The 16,732-nt window shown below is 35.6% G+C and carries 14 protein-coding genes and 1 tRNA gene; 4 read left to right on the top strand and 11 right to left on the bottom strand.

Going from position 1 to position 16,732, the window contains the following annotated elements:
* Positions 1-139: 139 nt before the first annotated feature.
* The 3 genes from AC0J6S_RS05810 to AC0J6S_RS05800 form a co-directional block, all read right to left on the bottom strand.
* Positions 140-1,129, bottom strand: a complete 990-nt coding sequence (locus AC0J6S_RS05810; protein ID WP_474955852.1) for an aspartate-semialdehyde dehydrogenase — start codon at positions 1,127-1,129, stop codon at positions 140-142.
* A 362-nt stretch (positions 1,130-1,491) separates the two neighbouring features.
* Positions 1,492-1,908: a large conductance mechanosensitive channel protein MscL gene (gene mscL, locus AC0J6S_RS05805; protein WP_474955851.1), complete on the bottom strand. Its 417-nt coding sequence runs from the start codon at positions 1,906-1,908 to the stop codon at positions 1,492-1,494.
* A gap of 87 nt (positions 1,909-1,995) precedes the next feature.
* The gene (locus tag AC0J6S_RS05800; protein ID WP_474955850.1) at positions 1,996-4,437 is read right to left on the bottom strand and encodes a bifunctional UDP-N-acetylmuramoyl-tripeptide:D-alanyl-D-alanine ligase/alanine racemase; all 2,442 of its coding nucleotides are present in this window, start codon (positions 4,435-4,437) and stop codon (positions 1,996-1,998) included.
* Positions 4,438-4,715: 278 nt separating this feature from the next.
* Here AC0J6S_RS05800 and AC0J6S_RS05795 point away from each other — a divergent pair, with 278 nt between their 5' ends.
* A complete protein-coding gene (locus tag AC0J6S_RS05795; RefSeq protein WP_474955849.1) occupies positions 4,716-5,264 on the top strand; it encodes a hypothetical protein in 549 nt (182 codons plus the stop codon).
* On the opposite strand, the gene AC0J6S_RS05790 is transcribed toward AC0J6S_RS05795, so the two are convergent.
* From AC0J6S_RS05790 to AC0J6S_RS05770, 5 genes are all read right to left on the bottom strand, one after another.
* Positions 5,259-5,960 (bottom strand): porin family protein, encoded by a 702-nt coding sequence (locus AC0J6S_RS05790; protein WP_474955848.1) that lies wholly within the window; start codon positions 5,958-5,960, stop codon positions 5,259-5,261. The genes AC0J6S_RS05795 and AC0J6S_RS05790 overlap by 6 nt on opposite strands.
* A gap of 434 nt (positions 5,961-6,394) precedes the next feature.
* Positions 6,395-6,481: transfer RNA gene (locus AC0J6S_RS05785), tRNA-Ser, on the bottom strand.
* A 59-nt stretch (positions 6,482-6,540) separates the two neighbouring features.
* Positions 6,541-7,569 (bottom strand): asparaginase, encoded by a 1,029-nt coding sequence (locus AC0J6S_RS05780; protein ID WP_474955847.1) that lies wholly within the window; start codon positions 7,567-7,569, stop codon positions 6,541-6,543.
* Positions 7,559-8,695, bottom strand: coding sequence for a 1-acyl-sn-glycerol-3-phosphate acyltransferase (locus AC0J6S_RS05775; protein ID WP_474955846.1), 1,137 nt, complete (start codon positions 8,693-8,695; stop codon positions 7,559-7,561). The genes AC0J6S_RS05780 and AC0J6S_RS05775 overlap by 11 nt, the downstream gene beginning before the upstream one ends.
* Before the next feature lie 65 nt (positions 8,696-8,760).
* Positions 8,761-9,528: a TatD family hydrolase gene (locus AC0J6S_RS05770; RefSeq protein WP_474956332.1), complete on the bottom strand. Its 768-nt coding sequence runs from the start codon at positions 9,526-9,528 to the stop codon at positions 8,761-8,763.
* Positions 9,529-9,695: 167 nt separating this feature from the next.
* On the opposite strand from AC0J6S_RS05770, the gene AC0J6S_RS05765 reads away from it, so the two are divergent.
* Positions 9,696-10,136 carry a retropepsin-like aspartic protease gene (locus AC0J6S_RS05765; RefSeq protein WP_474955845.1) on the top strand — a complete coding sequence of 147 codons (441 nt, stop codon included), beginning with the start codon at positions 9,696-9,698 and terminating at the stop codon, positions 10,134-10,136.
* 55 nt (positions 10,137-10,191) lie between these two features.
* On the opposite strand, the gene odhB is transcribed toward AC0J6S_RS05765, so the two are convergent.
* Both odhB and AC0J6S_RS05755 read right to left on the bottom strand, forming a co-directional pair.
* Positions 10,192-11,442 (bottom strand): 2-oxoglutarate dehydrogenase complex dihydrolipoyllysine-residue succinyltransferase, encoded by a 1,251-nt coding sequence (odhB, locus tag AC0J6S_RS05760; protein ID WP_474955844.1) that lies wholly within the window; start codon positions 11,440-11,442, stop codon positions 10,192-10,194.
* An 83-nt stretch (positions 11,443-11,525) separates the two neighbouring features.
* Positions 11,526-14,300, bottom strand: a complete 2,775-nt coding sequence (locus AC0J6S_RS05755) for a 2-oxoglutarate dehydrogenase E1 component (RefSeq protein WP_474955843.1) — start codon at positions 14,298-14,300, stop codon at positions 11,526-11,528.
* 120 nt (positions 14,301-14,420) lie between these two features.
* Here AC0J6S_RS05755 and AC0J6S_RS05750 point away from each other — a divergent pair, with 120 nt between their 5' ends.
* Both AC0J6S_RS05750 and AC0J6S_RS05745 read left to right on the top strand, forming a co-directional pair.
* Positions 14,421-14,963, top strand: coding sequence for a hypothetical protein (locus tag AC0J6S_RS05750; RefSeq protein WP_474955842.1), 543 nt, complete (start codon positions 14,421-14,423; stop codon positions 14,961-14,963).
* An 8-nt stretch (positions 14,964-14,971) separates the two neighbouring features.
* Complete coding sequence (locus tag AC0J6S_RS05745) at positions 14,972-16,303, top strand: alkaline phosphatase D family protein (protein ID WP_474955841.1); 1,332 nt, start codon at positions 14,972-14,974, stop codon at positions 16,301-16,303.
* Here AC0J6S_RS05745 and AC0J6S_RS05740 read toward each other — a convergent pair whose 3' ends face one another.
* Positions 16,304-16,654: a hypothetical protein gene (locus AC0J6S_RS05740; protein WP_474955840.1), complete on the bottom strand. Its 351-nt coding sequence runs from the start codon at positions 16,652-16,654 to the stop codon at positions 16,304-16,306.
* Positions 16,655-16,732: the final 78 nt, after the last annotated feature.

The following is a 16,732-nucleotide window of genomic DNA, read 5'->3' as shown; positions in this document are numbered from 1 at the left end:
ATACTGAGATACAAATCCATTTGTTTTAACAAAATATACATTTCGTAAAAACAAATGGATTTCAAAAATTTGAACCAAAAATCAAATTGCAACACTCTTTCTGCCTTTGAAAGATCTGCTGTATTTGGTCTATAAAGTATTATACCAATTTAGCTGCAATCAAATATTCAGCAATTTGGATTGTGTTTGTTGCTGCTCCTTTTCTCAAGTTGTCCGCAACAATCCACATATTCAAAGTGTTTTCCTGGCTTTCGTCACGACGAATTCTACCTACAAAAACGTCATCTTTTCCTTGTGCATACATTGGCATTGGGTACGTATAGGTGTCATTATTATCCTGAACCACTAAGCCATCGGTATGATGCAAAATGTTTCGCACTTCGTTTACGTCAAAATCATTCGAGAACTCCACGTTTACCGCTTCACTGTGTCCGCCAACAATTGGCACACGAACCGCAGTTGCTGTAACGGCAATTGTATTATCGCTTAAAATTTTTTTAGTTTCTCGAACCAGTTTCATCTCTTCCTTAGTGTATCCATTTTCTTCGAAAGAATCACATTGTGGAATCGCATTTCTGTGAATTGGATATTTATAAGCCATTTCGCCTTGAACGCCTGCATATTCATTTTCCAATTGTTGCACTGCTTTTACACCTGTTCCAGTAATGGATTGGTAGGTAGAAACAATCACACGCTTGATGTTGTATTTCCTGTGCAAAGGAGCCAATACCAGTACCATTTGTATCGTAGAACAGTTAGGATTCGCAATGATTTTATCCGCTGCAGTCAATTCAGCTGCATTGATTTCAGGAACGATTAATTTTTTGGTTGGGTCCATTCTCCACGCCGATGAATTATCGATAACTGTTGTTCCTGCTGCTGCAAATTTTGGAGCCCACTCCAATGACGTATCGCCACCCGCAGAGAACAAAGCAATATCTGCTTTCATATCTACTGCCGTTTGCATGCCTACTACTTTATATTTTTTACCCTTGTATTCAATTTCTTTACCCACTGATCGCTCAGATGCAACGAGAATTAATTCTGTTACAGGGAAATTTCTTTCTGCCAAAACTTTCAACATTACTTCGCCAACCATTCCGGTAGCGCCTACGACTGCTATTCTCATCTTATATTTTTATTACTGAATATTAAATTTGAAGTACAAAAGTAACTAATATTAAAACCAAAACAAGTGGCCTCACAAAAAACAACAAAATGTTAAATATATAACATCCGACTAAAAAAACAGGAAAATAAAAGTAAAATTGTTTCCAGTAATTGTTTCTTTTTGAATGGAAAAACTTGTGAAATAACGTTCTATATAATTTTTGAACCATTACGATATTAAGAAGATTAAGTTTTAAAGTGCTTTGTAATGTATCTTAATTTCTTAATGGTTCAAAAGCCGCTACCGTTTTAAACAAACTTTTAAAGAAAAACCGCTTCGGTTATGAAGCGGTTTAGTAAGAATATATAATGTAGCGGAAATTATTTTTTCAATAAATCTCTAATCTGAATCAATAATTCTTCTTGTGTTGGTCCAGCTGGAGCAGCAACAACAACCACTTCTTTTTTCTTAGCTTTTTCAGCAGCTCTTAGAACTACAAAAATAAAGAATGCGATTATGACAAAGTTAATTATAGCTTGCACTAAATTTCCATAAGTTATCACAGCAGCCCCAGCAGCTTTGGCAGCAGCTAAATCAGCATAACTATTACCATCAAGAGTTATGAATTTTTGGGTAAAATCAATCCCACCAGTAAGTAATCCGACAATTGGCATAATTACATCATCCACTGCTGAACCCACTATTTTACCAAAAGCACCACCAATTACAACTGCAGTAGCTAAACTCAATACATCTCCTTTCATTAAAGAAGCCTTAAAATCACCGAAAAATCCCATAATTTTTTTTTTAAATTGTTAAACATTAGAAAACGAAAATAATAAAATTTTAACATACTTTTAATATTTAACATAAAAAACCAAGTTTTATCGATAAAAGACCCGTTTTACACGTTGAGATACACTTGTAAGAATTTCGTACGGGATTGTGTTTAATTTTTCGGCGATAAAAGATACCGTTGGGTTTTCTCCAAAAATAAGTATTGAATCACCCTCTTTACATTCGATTCCCGTGACATCCACCATCAGCATATCCATGCAAATACTTCCAATTATATAGGCCTTTGAGTTTTTTATCATCACAAATCCTAAACCATTTCCCCAACCTCTGGAAATTCCATCAGCATATCCTATAGGAATGGTAGCAATTTTGGTTGGTTTTTCGGCTATAAACCGGCGTCCGTAACCCACACTTTCTCCAGGACCAATCGCTCTTATTTGCGAAATCACTGATTTCAGCGAACCTACATTTTCGAGTTGTTTTTGTTCTTCGGCATCATTTGAGACGCCGTATAATCCAATCCCCAAACGAACCATATCATACTGTGAATCTGGAAAATTGCTGATTCCCGATGTATTTAAGATGTGTCGCAACGGTTTTATTTGCAACTCAGACATCAATTTAGATGATAATTTTTCGAATAACGCTATTTGTGCATGAGCAAAATCCATATGTTCAAGATCATCACTGGTGGCCATGTGTGACAAAATACTCTTTATTTGAATAGTTGTATTTCCTTTCAGGGCGTCTATCAGTTCATCAATCGTGTTTTCCTCAAAACCAAGTCGATGCATACCCGTATCAAATTTAATATGAATCGGAAAGTGTTCTAAATTTTTCTGCTTCGCTATTTTCAAGAAAGCATACAGTCCTTTCAAGCAGTAAATTTCCGGTTCTAATTGATGTTGGATAATGGCTGAAAAACTCGTATTTTCCGGATTAAGAACCATTATTGGCACCTGAATCCCTCCATTTTTCAATGAAATACCTTCATCCGCAAAAGCCACTCCTAAATAATCAATCTTATGATATTCTAGTAATTTTGCTATCTCGAGCCCACCATTTCCATAACCAAATGCTTTAACCATCACCATAATTTTTACTTTTGGCTTCAACTTTGATTTAAAAAAATTCAAGTTGTAACTAATTGCATTCAGGTTAATTTCCAAAACCGTTTCATGTGTTTTTTCTTCTAATAAATAAACAATTTCTTCAAACTGGAAGGATCGGGCTCCTTTTATCAGAATGGTTTCATTTCCAAAGTCCAAATTTTCAAAATCAGCGACAAAGGCAGCAGTATTTTCGAAAGTGATACAATTGGTAAATTTATTTTTAAAAGCCGAAATGGTTTCTCCAATACCAATAACGCGGTCAATTCTATTGGAAATAATCAACTCAGAAACTTTAGCGTAAAGCGCCTCCGTAGCCAAACCACTTTGGAAAATATCAGACAAAATCACCGTTTTCTTCTTGTATTGCTTTTGACTTTCGAGAAAATCCAATGCAATTTTCAACGACTGAAAGTCCGAGCTGTAACTGTCATCAATAATACTGCAATTATTGATTCCGTTTTTGACTTTCAAGCGCATTTCTACCGGATACAACAATTCCATTCGGTTTTGAATGGTGGCTGCATCGTATTCAAAATACAGCAAAACCATCAAACAGGAGATGGCATTTTCGACCGAAGCCTCGTCTTGAAACGGTATTTTAATCTCAAAATGGTTCTGCCCGAATTCAATATTCAAAACAGTCATATCTAAAACGTTATTTTTGGAAACAAAAACAGATGCACTTTTATCATTGAAACTCCAGGAAAACAAATTGATTTCCGGATTGATAAGAGCATCTACACTTTTATTTTTATGATAAATTAAAACCTTAGCGCGCTCAAAAAGTTTAAATTTTTCGGTAATTTTTTCTTCTTTGCTTGCAAACCCTTCATCGTGTGCCGTTCCAATATTCGTAAGAATTCCAATAGTCGGCTTGATAATCTGCTCTAATTTATCCATTTCACAACGCGTGGAAATACCCGCTTCAAAAATCCCTAAATTATGTTTATCATTAATTGCAATCACGGAAAGCGGAACACCAATTTGTGAATTATAACTCTTCGGACTGCGAATAACGTTATAATCTGGACTCAATAAAAAATTGAGCCATTCCTTGACAATCGTTTTACCATTACTTCCAGTCAATCCAATAATAGGAAAATCAAAAAGACTGCGGAAATTGGCAGCGAATTGTTGTAGAGCGACCAGTGTATTTTCAACAACATAAAAATTCGCTTTCTCCTTACAATCATCCGGAATATGGGTTACAACGAAATTTTGAACACCATTTGCAATTAAATCTTTGATGTAAAGATGTGCATCACTATGAACGCCAACCAATGCAAAGAAAACAGTTTGAGGTCCGTTTTGCAATGAACGACTGTCTATGGAAACGCTGTCTAAATTTGGTCTTTCCGGGCTGCCAATATATTTTGCGGTGATTCTTTGAAGACTATTTAGGATTTTTTGACTCATGGAATTAAAAGAGAATGAGGTGAATTTCTTTTCTGGGAAATATATGTATTGCCGTTCTTTTTGCTCTAATACTTCTCCAAAAATACCACTTCTTTTCAAAACGAGAACCTCGATATACTATAATTATGATCATTCCCGTTTATAAATCATACAGAAACAACCAGATTATGCAGTACTGTTTTTCACAGATTGCTTATATTTGTTTTTGAAAAAAATAACTCTTGAAAAAAATTCTTCCCTTTTTCTCTTACGTTTTCCATCCGATTTTCATACCGGCGATGGCCACGTTATTCTATCTTTTTTTGAATGGAACTGCATTTGTGACGCAAGAGAAACTACTTGTTTTTTTTCAAGTTATAATTGTAACATTATTTATTCCTGTCCTGGCTTTCCTTCTTTTGCGAGCTATAGGAAATGTTGATTCGATTATGCTATCTAAAGTATCACAGCGAAAAATTCCTTTACTAGTACATTGCTTTTTAATTATCATGTTAGTGCGAAATAACATAACCCTTGATCGTTATCCAGAATTGCATTTTTTCTTGTTGGGTGGACTTTTGAGTAGCCTCATAGCGCTGATATTATTGTTTGGAAACATAAAAGCGAGCCTTCACATGATTGGTATGAGTTCCTTGACTGTCTTTACAATTGGCTTAAGCATGCACCTCCAAATTCAGAGTACTTTTACGATTGCAATGTTGATTCTCCTTAACGGAATTGTAGCTTCGTCCCGCCTCGAAATGAACGCGCACACTAATAAAGAACTGATTATTGGCTTTATGTTAGGCGCAATCCCTCAGTTACTTTTGTTGGTTTTATGGTTATAAAATATAGAATATAATTCCAAAATTCAGTGATTTCATATCAACGGATTCACCATCGACTTTCGCTGATTCAAACAGCGGGTTCAAACCATAATATGCATATAAATTGATTGTATTATATCCTGATGAAATGTACGCACCATACTGAAATTTATTCAAATCTTTGTTTCCGGTTAGTACTACTTTGCCGGTGCTACCCTCAAAAATAGATTTATCATACAACAAATAACTGAATTTTATTCCGGTGTAAATGCGCCAGAACTTGTGGCTTTGATAGGTAGAAGTTCTCCATCTGAATTCAAGCGGAACATCCACGGAGAGTAGCGAAAATTTATTTTTAGTATACTGGGTATCTGAATCAATAATGGTGTAAACCGGTGTTTCGGGAGTCGAAGAAATCGCCAGATTCTGATTGTAATTATTATAAGTAAAACCAACACCAGTGGCAATAGCAACTCTTCGGTTCTTGTTGATGGGCATATCTCTCAAAAAACCCGCCGAGAATCCTGAAGAAAATTTACTTTGCGAGAAACCTGCAGGCTTACTGGTAAGTGTGTTATACGTGACTGCAAAATAAAACTGATCTTCTCGATACAAAGAATCCACTTTAACGAAGACCGAGTCTTTAGTAGCTGTATTTTCTTGGGAAAAAACATTCAAAACCGATAAAAAAAGAAAACAACTAAGAAAAATTCGCATATTGTTTCAGGTTTATATTGTTCAATGATTGGTTAAAACACAATTCAGGTTTCATTACTCATTGTAACGTCACAAATATACCATTTTGGTGGTTTTTTGATACGTAATAACAACAAATAATCATTCTGAAAACCTACACATCTAAAAACTATGACAAACCACAGCTACTTAAACTTTTTTACTTCACGATTCATATTGGACTAGCACTGATGATTTCCAGAAACCTAATGTATTATTCTGCCATAGATGCACTGATTTTTAATCCCAAAAACTCAGGATAGACTGTGTTGATCCCAAAAAGGTCGTCTGACTAAGGAAGTAATGCTTGGCATTTCATGCCTGACACTTTTTTGTTTTATAGCTCCGACAAATAAAAAAGTTTGCCATGCTTTAAAGCAAAAAATGCTCCCCTTTGGAAAGCATTAGTTTTTTTGCAGAGAGGATGGGATTCGAACCCACGATGCAGTTACCCACATACTAGCTTTCCAGGCTAGCTCCTTCAACCACTCGGACACCTCTCTATTTCATTAGGCTGCAAAGAACATAAAAAAAAATGAGTTAGAAAAGTAAAATCTGACTATTATGCTATTTCACCGCGCAAAGAAATTTCAAAAATAGTTTTGAAGTCTTTTTGAGCTATTTTTTGGCCCAACAAATACATTAATTTAGTGATTGCAGCTTCAGTTGTGATATCCTTTCCGGAAATCACTCCAATTTCTTTCATGCCTGTACTGGTCTCGTATTGTCCCATACTCACACTTCCACCGGAGCATTGTGTTACGTTGACAATATGTAAACCTGCGGTAATTGCTTTTCTTAATAGGTTTAAAAACCAATCTTCTGTAGGAGCATTTCCCGCTCCGTACGTTTCTAAAACAATTCCTTTAAGATTTGGAATATCAAAAATCGCTGCCAAAACTGCTTCGCTAATCCCTGGAAACATTTTTATGATGGCCACATTATTGTCCAATTCTTTATGAACCTTGAATTCTATATTTTCACTTTTAGTTAGGAATAAATCTGGATTTAATTTCAAATGCACACCAGATTCTACCAATTCAGGATAATTTGGAGAGGTAAATGCTTTAAAATGTTCCGCATTGATCTTTGTGGTTCTATTTCCACGGTATAATTTATATTCAAAATAAAGACATACTTCGCTGATAACTGGCTCATCATTATTACGCAAAGACGCAATTTGAATGGCAGTAATTAAGTTTTCTTTGGCGTCTGTACGTAAATCTCCAATGGGTAATTGAGATCCGGTAAAAATTACGGGTTTAGATAAATTCTCAAGCATAAAACTCAACGCCGATGCGGAATACGACATCGTGTCTGAACCGTGAAGCACCACAAACCCATCAAAAGAATGGTAATTATCCTCAATGATAGTCGCCATTTTAGCCCATTCTTCAGGATTCATGTTCGACGAGTCAATTGGATTTTCGAATGAAATAGTTTCGATTTCACAATCTAATTGTTTCAATTCTGGAATGCGTTGCAACAATTTACTAAAATTGAAAGCTATGAGTGCTCCCGTCTCAAAATCTTTCCTCATACCGATTGTTCCTCCAGTATAGATTAAAAGTATTTTGGCTTTATACAACATCGTGGTATTTTAATTTATTGACAACCGGATTGGCATACATCGCCAGAAAACCGTCTAAGGCAACTGGATTATCGTGATCAATTCGCATTTCAAGTCTACGCTCGAATAATGATTTTTCATTTTCGGTGTATAAATGAGCAAAGCGATTGGTCTTGTTAACAATATCAAACGCAATGAAATTTGTTGGCCACAATTTATAATTACTCAATATGGCATCATCAATTACTTGTGCCAAAGCTACTATTTGCTTATTCGAACTGTCATTTTCAATTTTGATGGCTTCAATTTCTGTATCTAAAACTTTGCCTACATGAATGTGAATTCTTTTCTTTTGTCCCAAAGCACCACTAAGAATCGTCATGAAATCTTCATTTTTCTCTTTAATGTACACTTCATTATTGGCTTCAGCCATCAATTGCGGCATTTTCAAAGCATCAGTAGGATCGTATTCATAAGAAATAGAAACGGGTACGATTTTCACTTTTTTGAAATAATCCATCAAATTCTTTTCATCAGAACCCATTCCAAGCATTTTCAAAACACCAGGATTGGTCTCGTCATTACCGTCTTTTGTTCTTCCTTCACGCTGTGCAATCCAAACCGAACGATTTTCATGCAACAATAGATTCCCAATATATTCTGCCAATAACTTTGAACTTTGCAGCATTTCCCTTGGCGTCAAGCCACGTTGCACTAGAAAGTTCCGATTTAGTTTCGCTAGTGTATTCAAAAAAGCTTTTTTAACTAAATTATCGCCAATTGCTGAGGCGGTCATCACTAAACTATGTTCAAACAAAGCCGTATTCAACAACGTTGTATCTAAAAGAATATCGCGATGATTTGATATAAATAAATAAGAAGTATTAGGCTCTAAGTTTTCAAAACCGGAGGTTGTCAATCCTTCAGAACTTTTCTCTAACACTTTTTGGACTGATTTGTAAATGAAATTACACTGAAAATCACGAATAGAATGCGTTTTGCGAAGTTGTTCTTTCCAAACTTCATCCGCAGCATCCGGGAAAGTAAAATTCATCAATGCTTTCATCATGGGATGATTAACAACATTTTGAAGTGCTTCGTTTATTTCGGAATCATAAAATGGCCGAATAGCGTCAAATTTCTGCATTTTGGTTCTCAATTTTTGTGTGGGCAAATGAACAAAAAAAATATCAAAATAAGGTAAATTCTACTTTAAATCCCAAAAATACCTTTAGAATTTTCTGTGGTGATTGCCGCAATTTCATTTGCCGAAAGGCTATAAATTTGCGCTAACTTATCTACTACATTAACAATATAACTACTTTCATTTCTTTTTCCTCTAAAAGGAATCGGTGATAAATAAGGAGAATCGGTTTCCAGAACGATGTGTTTTAAATCAATTTGGTTCAGGAACTGGTCGATTTTTCCGTTTTTAAAAGTAACCACTCCGCCGATTCCCAACTTCATGTTATACGAAATCGCTTGTAAAGCCTGCTCATAAGTACCGGTAAAACAATGAAAAATACCAAACAATTCCGATGATTTTTCTTCCTCCAAAATGTCAAAAATTTCATCAAAAGCTTCTCGGCAATGAATCACAATGGGTAATTTGTATTGTTTTGCTAATTGAATTTGCTTTTTGAAAGCGATTTGTTGCTGTGGCAAATGGGTTTTATCCCAATACAAATCAATTCCAATTTCGCCAACCGCATAGAATTTTCTTTTTGCTAATTCATTTTCCACATGTTGCAATTCCTCCAGATAATTTTCTTTTACATACGTTGGGTGCAAACCCATCATCAAGAAAACATTTTCAGGATGATTTCTCTCCAAATCATACATCGCTTCCGTACAGCTAGAATCAATTGCGGGAATAAACAAACGCGAAACACCGGCATCAATGGCGCGTTGTATCATTTCATTTCGATCTTGATCAAATTCCTCTGAATATAAATGGGTATGTGTATCAGTTATAATTATGTTTGTTTCCAAGTGTAAAGTTTAAGGGTACAAAATTACAAGAATAAAACTTGTCGAAAAAATGGTTTTAAAAAGATTCGCATAGAAAAATAGATTCTTACAATTCCTTCAACAACTCCATGTATCTTTGTAAAACAGAAAAAATTACTGAAATAAATTCGGCATAAATGAAGAACCTCCACGATATACTTAAAAAAGAAAACTACAAAAAAGTAAAATTTAAAATTACTAAAACACAGCACCTTTTAATAAAAGCAAAAATAAATGGTGTGATAGGGAATTTTATTCTGGATACCGGAGCTTCAAACAGTTGTGTGGGATTTGAAAGTGTTGATTTATTTTTATTGGAAGCAAAAAAATCCAAAACGAAAGCCGCTGGTGCTGGAGCTACAGGAATGTTTACACAACTGGCTTTAAAAAATCAATTGCAACTTGGTTCTTGGAAAGATTCTGATTTTGAACTCGTTATTTTTGATTTATCTCATGTAAATGAAGCGTTAACACAACACAAGGCTAAGGCGGTTCATGGGATTATAGGTGCCGATATTTTAATGAAAGGAAAAGCAATTGTGGATTATTACAATCATTGTTTGTATTTGTTGAAATAAAAAATCCTGTTTAGAAAACTAAACAGGACCCTTGTATATTTCTAAAACCTTAAAACTATAGTTCTAAAGCTTTTTTAGGATTGTTATCCATCAATAATTCCATTGGATTTTCTAAAGCTTCTTTTACAGCCACCAAGAATCCTACAGACTCACGGCCATCAATAATTCTGTGGTCATAAGATAAAGCCACATACATCATTGGGTGAATTTCCACTTTTCCATTTACGGCAATTGGACGCTCAATAATGTTGTGCATTCCAAGGATTCCAGATTGTGGAGGATTGATAATTGGTGTACTCAACATACTTCCAAAAACACCACCGTTAGTAATCGTGAACGTTCCACCAGTCATATCATCAACTGTAATTTGACCATCACGCGCTTTGATTGCTAATCTTTTAATATCAGCTTCAACTCCACGGAAAGTCAAGTTCTCCGCATTACGAACTACAGGAACCATTAATCCTTTTGGTCCTGAAACTGCAATTGAAATATCGCAAAAATCGAAAGCAATCTTATGATCGCCATCCATCATTGAATTTACATCTGGGAATAATTTTAATGCTCTGGTTACAGCTTTAGTAAAGAAAGACATGTATCCTAAACCAATTCCGCCATGTTTTGCTTTGAACGCATCTTTGTATTCATTACGCAACGTGTTGATTGGCGTCATGTTTACTTCGTTGAAAGTAGTCAACATTGCTGTTTCGTTTTTAGCGGCAACTAATCTCTCAGCCACTTTACGACGCAACATCGATAACTTAGTACGCTCTGATCCACGAGAACCACCTGTAGGAGTTCCCATTGAAGGCACGGCATTTACGGCATCATCTTTAGTGATTCTTCCGTCTTTTCCAGTTCCTGTTATAGAAGCTGGCACTATATTTTTCTCGTCTAATATTTTTCTTGCTGCTGGAGATGGGGTTCCTGAAGCATAAGTCGCTGCTGGAGCTGCTGCTACCGGTGTCTCTTTTGGCGCTTCTGCTTTAGCTTCCGCTTTTGGTGCGGAAGTTTCGGGATCAACTGGTTTTGTAGCTTCAGCAACTGGCGCATCACCTGCTGGTTTTGCTCCGTCCGTATCAATATGACAAACTACTGCTCCTACTGCAACTGCGTCGCCTTCTTCTGCTTTTAAAGTAATGATTCCGCTAGCTTCTGCCGGCAATTCTAAAGTTGCTTTATCTGAATCAACTTCAGCAATTGCTTGGTCTTTCTCTACATAATCTCCGTCTTTTACCAACCAAGTTGCAATTTCAACTTCCTTTATAGATTCCCCTGGTGATGGGACTTTCATTTCTAAAATCATGTTTTTTTTGTTTAAGGTTTGAATTGTTTAAAGTTCAAAGTCACCTGAAAGCAACTTTAAACCTTAAACTTTAAACTATTTTTTTATCTGTATAAATTTTTATCAAAAACCATTCGTAAAGCATCAGCCTGACGGCGTTTTGCTCTTGTGTAGCTTCCTGCTGCCGGAGCCGCGTATGCTTTTAATGAAGCTAGTCTCCATTTTACTAAATTGAAATTCATCAACATAAAGCTGTACGCTCCCATGTTTTTTGGTTCTTCTTGTGCCCAAACATAATCATCAGCGTTTGGATATCTAGCAATAATTTCTTTTAATTGTTCCACTGGCAACGGGAATAATTGTTCGATTCTAACAACCGCAACATCATTTCTACCAAGATTTTCTCTTTCGGCAGTTATGTCATAATAGAATTTTCCGGTACAGAAAACTAATGTTTTCACCTCGTCTTTATTCACTGTTTCATCATCGAATGTTTCTTGGAAACTACCTGTCGCAAATTCTTCAACGGTAGAAACCACTCTTGGATCACGCAACAAACTCTTTGGTGTAAACACAATAAGCGGTTTACGGAAAGTCGTTTTCATTTGTCTTCTCAACAAGTGAAAGAAGTTGGCTGGCGTTGTACAATCAGCAACATACATATTGTGTCTGGCGCAAAGTTGTAAATAACGCTCCATTCTAGCCGAAGAATGCTCCGCTCCTTGTCCTTCATATCCGTGAGGCAATAACAAAACAATTCCGTTCTGGTTGTTCCATTTATCTTCTCCACAAGAGATGTATTGGTCAATCATAATTTGGGCTCCATTACTGAAATCTCCAAACTGTGCTTCCCAAATGGTTAGTGTATTTGGGTTTGCCAAAGCATATCCGTAATCAAATCCTAAAACTCCGTACTCAGATAAAAGTGAATTGTAAATATTGAATTTTCCGGTTGCTCCTTCTAAATTACTCAATAAAGTTACTTCTTCTTCCGAGTCTTCTACTTTTACAACGGCGTGACGGTGAGAGAATGTCCCGCGCTCCACATCTTGTCCAGAAATACGAACATCGTATCCTTCTTTTAAAAGTGAACCATACGCCAAATGTTCGGCCATAGCCCAATCCAGCTTATTCGTTTCGAAAAACATTGTTTTTCTATCGTTGATCAGTTTTTGTATTTTGCTGATAAATTTCTTGTCTGTTGGTAAATTACAAATCACGTTTGCAACTTCAGTAAGTCCTTCTTTAGGGAAAGTCGTATCTACTTTTTTAAGCATCTCAACATCAGAAACCTGCTCAAAACCTTTCCATTCATTTTTCATGAACGGAGTAATGATGGTCAAATCCTTTTTACGAGATTCTTCTAAGTTTATCTCCAGGTTTGATTTGTATTCTTGTTCTAATCCTTTTACAAAAGTATTGTCAATTACTCCGTCAGCAAGTAATTTCTCCATGTAAATATCTCTTGGATTCTTGTGCTTAGCTATAATTTTATACAGTACTGGCTGCGTAAAACGAGGCTCATCACCTTCGTTATGTCCATATTTTCTATATCCTAATAAATCTATAAATACATCGTTACCAAATTGCATTCTGAAATCCAATGCAAATGACATTGCATGAACTACAGCTTCTGCATCATCCGCATTTACGTGCAATACCGGCGAGAGTGTAACTTTAGCAACATCCGTACAGTACGTAGAAGAACGCGCATCAAGATAATTAGTCGTAAAACCTACTTGGTTATTAATTACAATATGGATTGTTCCTCCGGTTTTGTAACCGTCCAATTGTGCCATTTGTACAATTTCATACAAAATTCCCTGACCAGCAATTGCGGCATCTCCGTGAACGGCAATTGGCAATACTTTAGAGAAATCGTTAGGAAAATATTTGTCTTGTTTCGCTCTTGTAATTCCTTCAATTACTGCACCTACAGTTTCAAGGTGCGAAGGATTTGGAGCCAAATTGATATTGATTTTTTTACCAGTGCTAGTCACTTTATCAGCGGTAAGTCCTAAATGGTATTTTACGTCTCCGTCAAAATATTCCTGGTCGTAATCCTTACCATCAAACTCTCCAAAAATGTCTTGGGTTGATTTGCCAAAAATATTTGCCAAAACATTCAAACGGCCACGATGTGCCATTCCCATTACAAATTGCTCTACTCCTTTTTCGGCTGCTTTTTCAATTAAAGCATCCAAAGCCGGAATGATTGATTCTCCACCTTCTAGAGAAAAACGTTTTTGACCTACATATTTAGTATGCAAAAAGTTTTCGAAAGAAACAGCTTGATTTAATTTATTAAGAATCGATTTTTTTTCATCCAAAGAAAATTTAGGCTGATTGTCGTTGACACCCAATTTTTTCTGAATCCACTCCACTACCTCTGGTTTACGAATATACATATATTCGACCCCAATGTGCTGGCAATAAATGGTGTCAAGGTGTGTGATGATTTCCTGAAGCGTACAAGGCTGAATATTAATAACCTTTGCAGCATCAAAAACAGTGTTCAAATCTGCGGATGAAAGTCCGAAATTTGTGATTTCCAATGTTGGCGATGAAATACGTCTTTCTCGAACTGGATTTGTTTTAGTAAACAAATGACCGCGAGAACGATATCCATCTATTAATTTCAATACGTTGAATTCTTTTTGAAGCTTTTCAGAGATCAAACTTACATCCGTGTTATTAGAAGCAAAATTTGCTATTTGTTCTACCGGATTTTCCTCATTGTAAGTCGTCATCCCAAAATCGAAACCTTGAAAAAAACTTCTCCAACTTGGCTCTACGCTATCTGGATTCTCTAAATATTGATCGTATAATTGTGCGAAAAATTCTGTGTGTGCTGCGTTTAAAAATGAAAACCTATCCATAATATTTAGTGAATATACCTTTTTTGTTAAAATAGTTTGGCAAAAGTACGATAATACAATAAATTTATAATTTATTTTAAGATACTTTTACATTGAATATTGTTAAAAAACTAGAAACTTATGACAAAGAATCGCTTTTATAGTATTCCCGAATCATTTTTGGCATTACTAACGGTATTTATTTCAAGTTGTCTGTTTGCGCAACAAAATAATTCGGATCCAAAAATCCAAAATCAATTTTGGAAAAATGTACAATTTGGAGGTGGAATCGGATTAGGTTTTGGTTCCGGCTTTACGGATATTTCTTTGGCTCCAAGCGCCATATATAATTTCAATCAATATGTCGCTCTGGGCGTTGGTGCTCAATATAAATATTTAAAACAAAGAGATTTTTATGCTTCTCATTTGTATGGTGGAAGTGCGATAGGATTGTTTAATCCGATACCTGAAATCCAACTTTCGGCTGAACTGGAACAATTAAGAGTCAATGTAAATCTAGAAGGATCCAATACTAATTCACAGGACTATTGGAACACGGGATTGTTTATTGGCGCCGGTTACCGCTCCGGAAATGCTACAATTGGCGGACGCTATAATGTTTTGACAGACAAAAACAACATTTACGGCAGTGCCTTTATGCCATTCATCCGAGTATATTTTTAAAATTAATCATGAAAAAAACTTTTCAACTCCTATTTATTTTTTTTGCAACTTACAGTTTTGCGCAAAACAGCATTTTACAATCCGGGCCGATGGTGGGTTATTGCGAAATGACTGAAGCAGTGATTTGGCTACAAACCAACAAAAAAGCCTCCGTAAAAATAACTTATTTTGACATTGACAATCCTGCTAGAATATTGTATTCGGATGTTTATTCGTCTTCAAAAGAGGTTGGCTTCACGCATCATATTATTTTAGATCAATTAAGTCCCGGAAAAAAATATAAGTATGATGTTTTGATAAATGACAAAAAAGTCATCTTGCCTTATGAGACTTCTTTTTCATCAAAAAAACTTTGGGAATGGCGCGAAGATGCTCCTGATTTCACCGTCGCGGTTGGGAGTTGTTCTTATTTTAATGAGCCACCACTGGATCGGCCTGGCAAAGCGTATGGAAGCGAAAATGGAATCTTTGAAAGTATAGTCAAAAAGAATCCGGATATTATGATTTGGAGTGGTGACAATATCTATCTTCGAGAAGCCGATTGGGATAGTAAAACCGGAATTTATCACAGGTATACGCATTCCCGGTCCATAAAAGCAATCCAACCGTTACTCGCAAAAACTCAAAATTTTGCTATTTGGGATGACCATGATTTTGGTCCGGATGACAGCGATGGGAGTTTTTACAATAAATTTCTGACTCAAAAAGCGTTTAAAGATTTCTGGGCAAATAAAAGCTACGGCATGCATCCAGAACAAAATGAAGGCATTTATTCAACATTTAGCTGGGGTGATGCGCAATTCTTTCTATTGGATGACCGCTATTTCAAAACTCCAAACAACAGGATTACTGGTGAAAGAACAATATTAGGTAACACACAGTTAGAATGGCTGATTAACGCGTTAAGTTTTTCTAAAGCGAATTTTAAAATAATTGTAATTGGCGGGCAAGTATTAAATTCAGTTGCTGAAAAAGAGAATTATAGCAATTACCCGAAAGAGAAAGAAAAATTACTGCAAGAAATTCTAGATAATAAAATCAAAGGTGTGTTGTTTATAAGTGGCGACAGACATTTTACAGAGTTCTCTGAACTTCCGCGAGAGAACACTTATCCTTTGTATGACTGGACTGTATCACCACTAACTTCCGGTGTTGCTTCTGAAAATGTGTGGAAGGAAAACAATATTTACAGAACAAAAGGCAGCTTGATTACGCAACATAATTTTGGGACCATTTCATTTTTGGGTTCAAAAGAAGACCGCCAAATGAAACTTACTATTTTTGATGCTAAAGGAATTGAATTGTGGAATAAAACAATCTTAAAAAAGGACTTGGAATAATTAGTAGTTATTCCTAAACCAAACTTTTTGCCATTCTCTTTTTAGAATCAGAAAAGCGACTTGTTCCGCGAGAATTACTAAATCAGAACCATCGAGTTTTTTTATTTCTTCTTCGGAAACATCAATTATGTAAAGTAAATTGAGGTATTCAGCAAACTTATATTGAATAAGTCGATAGATTTTTTCATGCAGCTGTAACTTCAATTCATCGGGAGAAATACTTAAAGGGAAATCAACTGCTTCGTTAGCCAAATTGAAATCCTTATTCATTTGTTCGATTAATTTCAAATATAAGTTTTCACCTTCAGCTTCAGAAAGTAGTAGATCAGTATTTTTTGGAACTATAAACATTTCTTTAAAATTTCAATGGCAATATCAATAGCAATTTTCAATATTGTTGTTACGGTACAATTTACTTCTTGTTAATTT

Source organism: Flavobacterium sp. TS_SC_5, from assembly GCF_056156265.1.
Note: the sequence above shows the minus strand (reverse complement) of the source record. Positions and strands in the feature narration are given on the sequence as shown.

Excerpts from the sequence above, each read along its gene's own strand:
- AC0J6S_RS05750 (WP_474955842.1), top strand. The coding sequence starts at position 14,421 with ATGACAAAGAATCGCTTTTATAGTATTCCCGAATCATTTTTGGCATTA.
- odhB (WP_474955844.1), bottom strand. The coding sequence starts at position 11,442 with ATGATTTTAGAAATGAAAGTCCCATCACCAGGGGAATCTATAAAGGAA.
- AC0J6S_RS05775 (WP_474955846.1), bottom strand. The coding sequence starts at position 8,695 with ATGCAGAAATTTGACGCTATTCGGCCATTTTATGATTCCGAAATAAAC.
- AC0J6S_RS05755 (WP_474955843.1), bottom strand. The coding sequence starts at position 14,300 with ATGGATAGGTTTTCATTTTTAAACGCAGCACACACAGAATTTTTCGCA.
- AC0J6S_RS05765 (WP_474955845.1), top strand. The coding sequence starts at position 9,696 with ATGAAGAACCTCCACGATATACTTAAAAAAGAAAACTACAAAAAAGTA.
- AC0J6S_RS05790 (WP_474955848.1), bottom strand. The coding sequence starts at position 5,960 with ATGCGAATTTTTCTTAGTTGTTTTCTTTTTTTATCGGTTTTGAATGTT.
- mscL (WP_474955851.1), bottom strand. The coding sequence starts at position 1,908 with ATGGGATTTTTCGGTGATTTTAAGGCTTCTTTAATGAAAGGAGATGTA.
- AC0J6S_RS05740 (WP_474955840.1), bottom strand. The coding sequence starts at position 16,654 with ATGTTTATAGTTCCAAAAAATACTGATCTACTACTTTCTGAAGCTGAA.
- AC0J6S_RS05800 (WP_474955850.1), bottom strand. The coding sequence starts at position 4,437 with ATGAGTCAAAAAATCCTAAATAGTCTTCAAAGAATCACCGCAAAATAT.
- AC0J6S_RS05795 (WP_474955849.1), top strand. The coding sequence starts at position 4,716 with ATGGCCACGTTATTCTATCTTTTTTTGAATGGAACTGCATTTGTGACG.
- AC0J6S_RS05780 (WP_474955847.1), bottom strand. The coding sequence starts at position 7,569 with ATGTTGTATAAAGCCAAAATACTTTTAATCTATACTGGAGGAACAATC.
- AC0J6S_RS05745 (WP_474955841.1), top strand. The coding sequence starts at position 14,972 with ATGAAAAAAACTTTTCAACTCCTATTTATTTTTTTTGCAACTTACAGT.
- AC0J6S_RS05810 (WP_474955852.1), bottom strand. The coding sequence starts at position 1,129 with ATGAGAATAGCAGTCGTAGGCGCTACCGGAATGGTTGGCGAAGTAATG.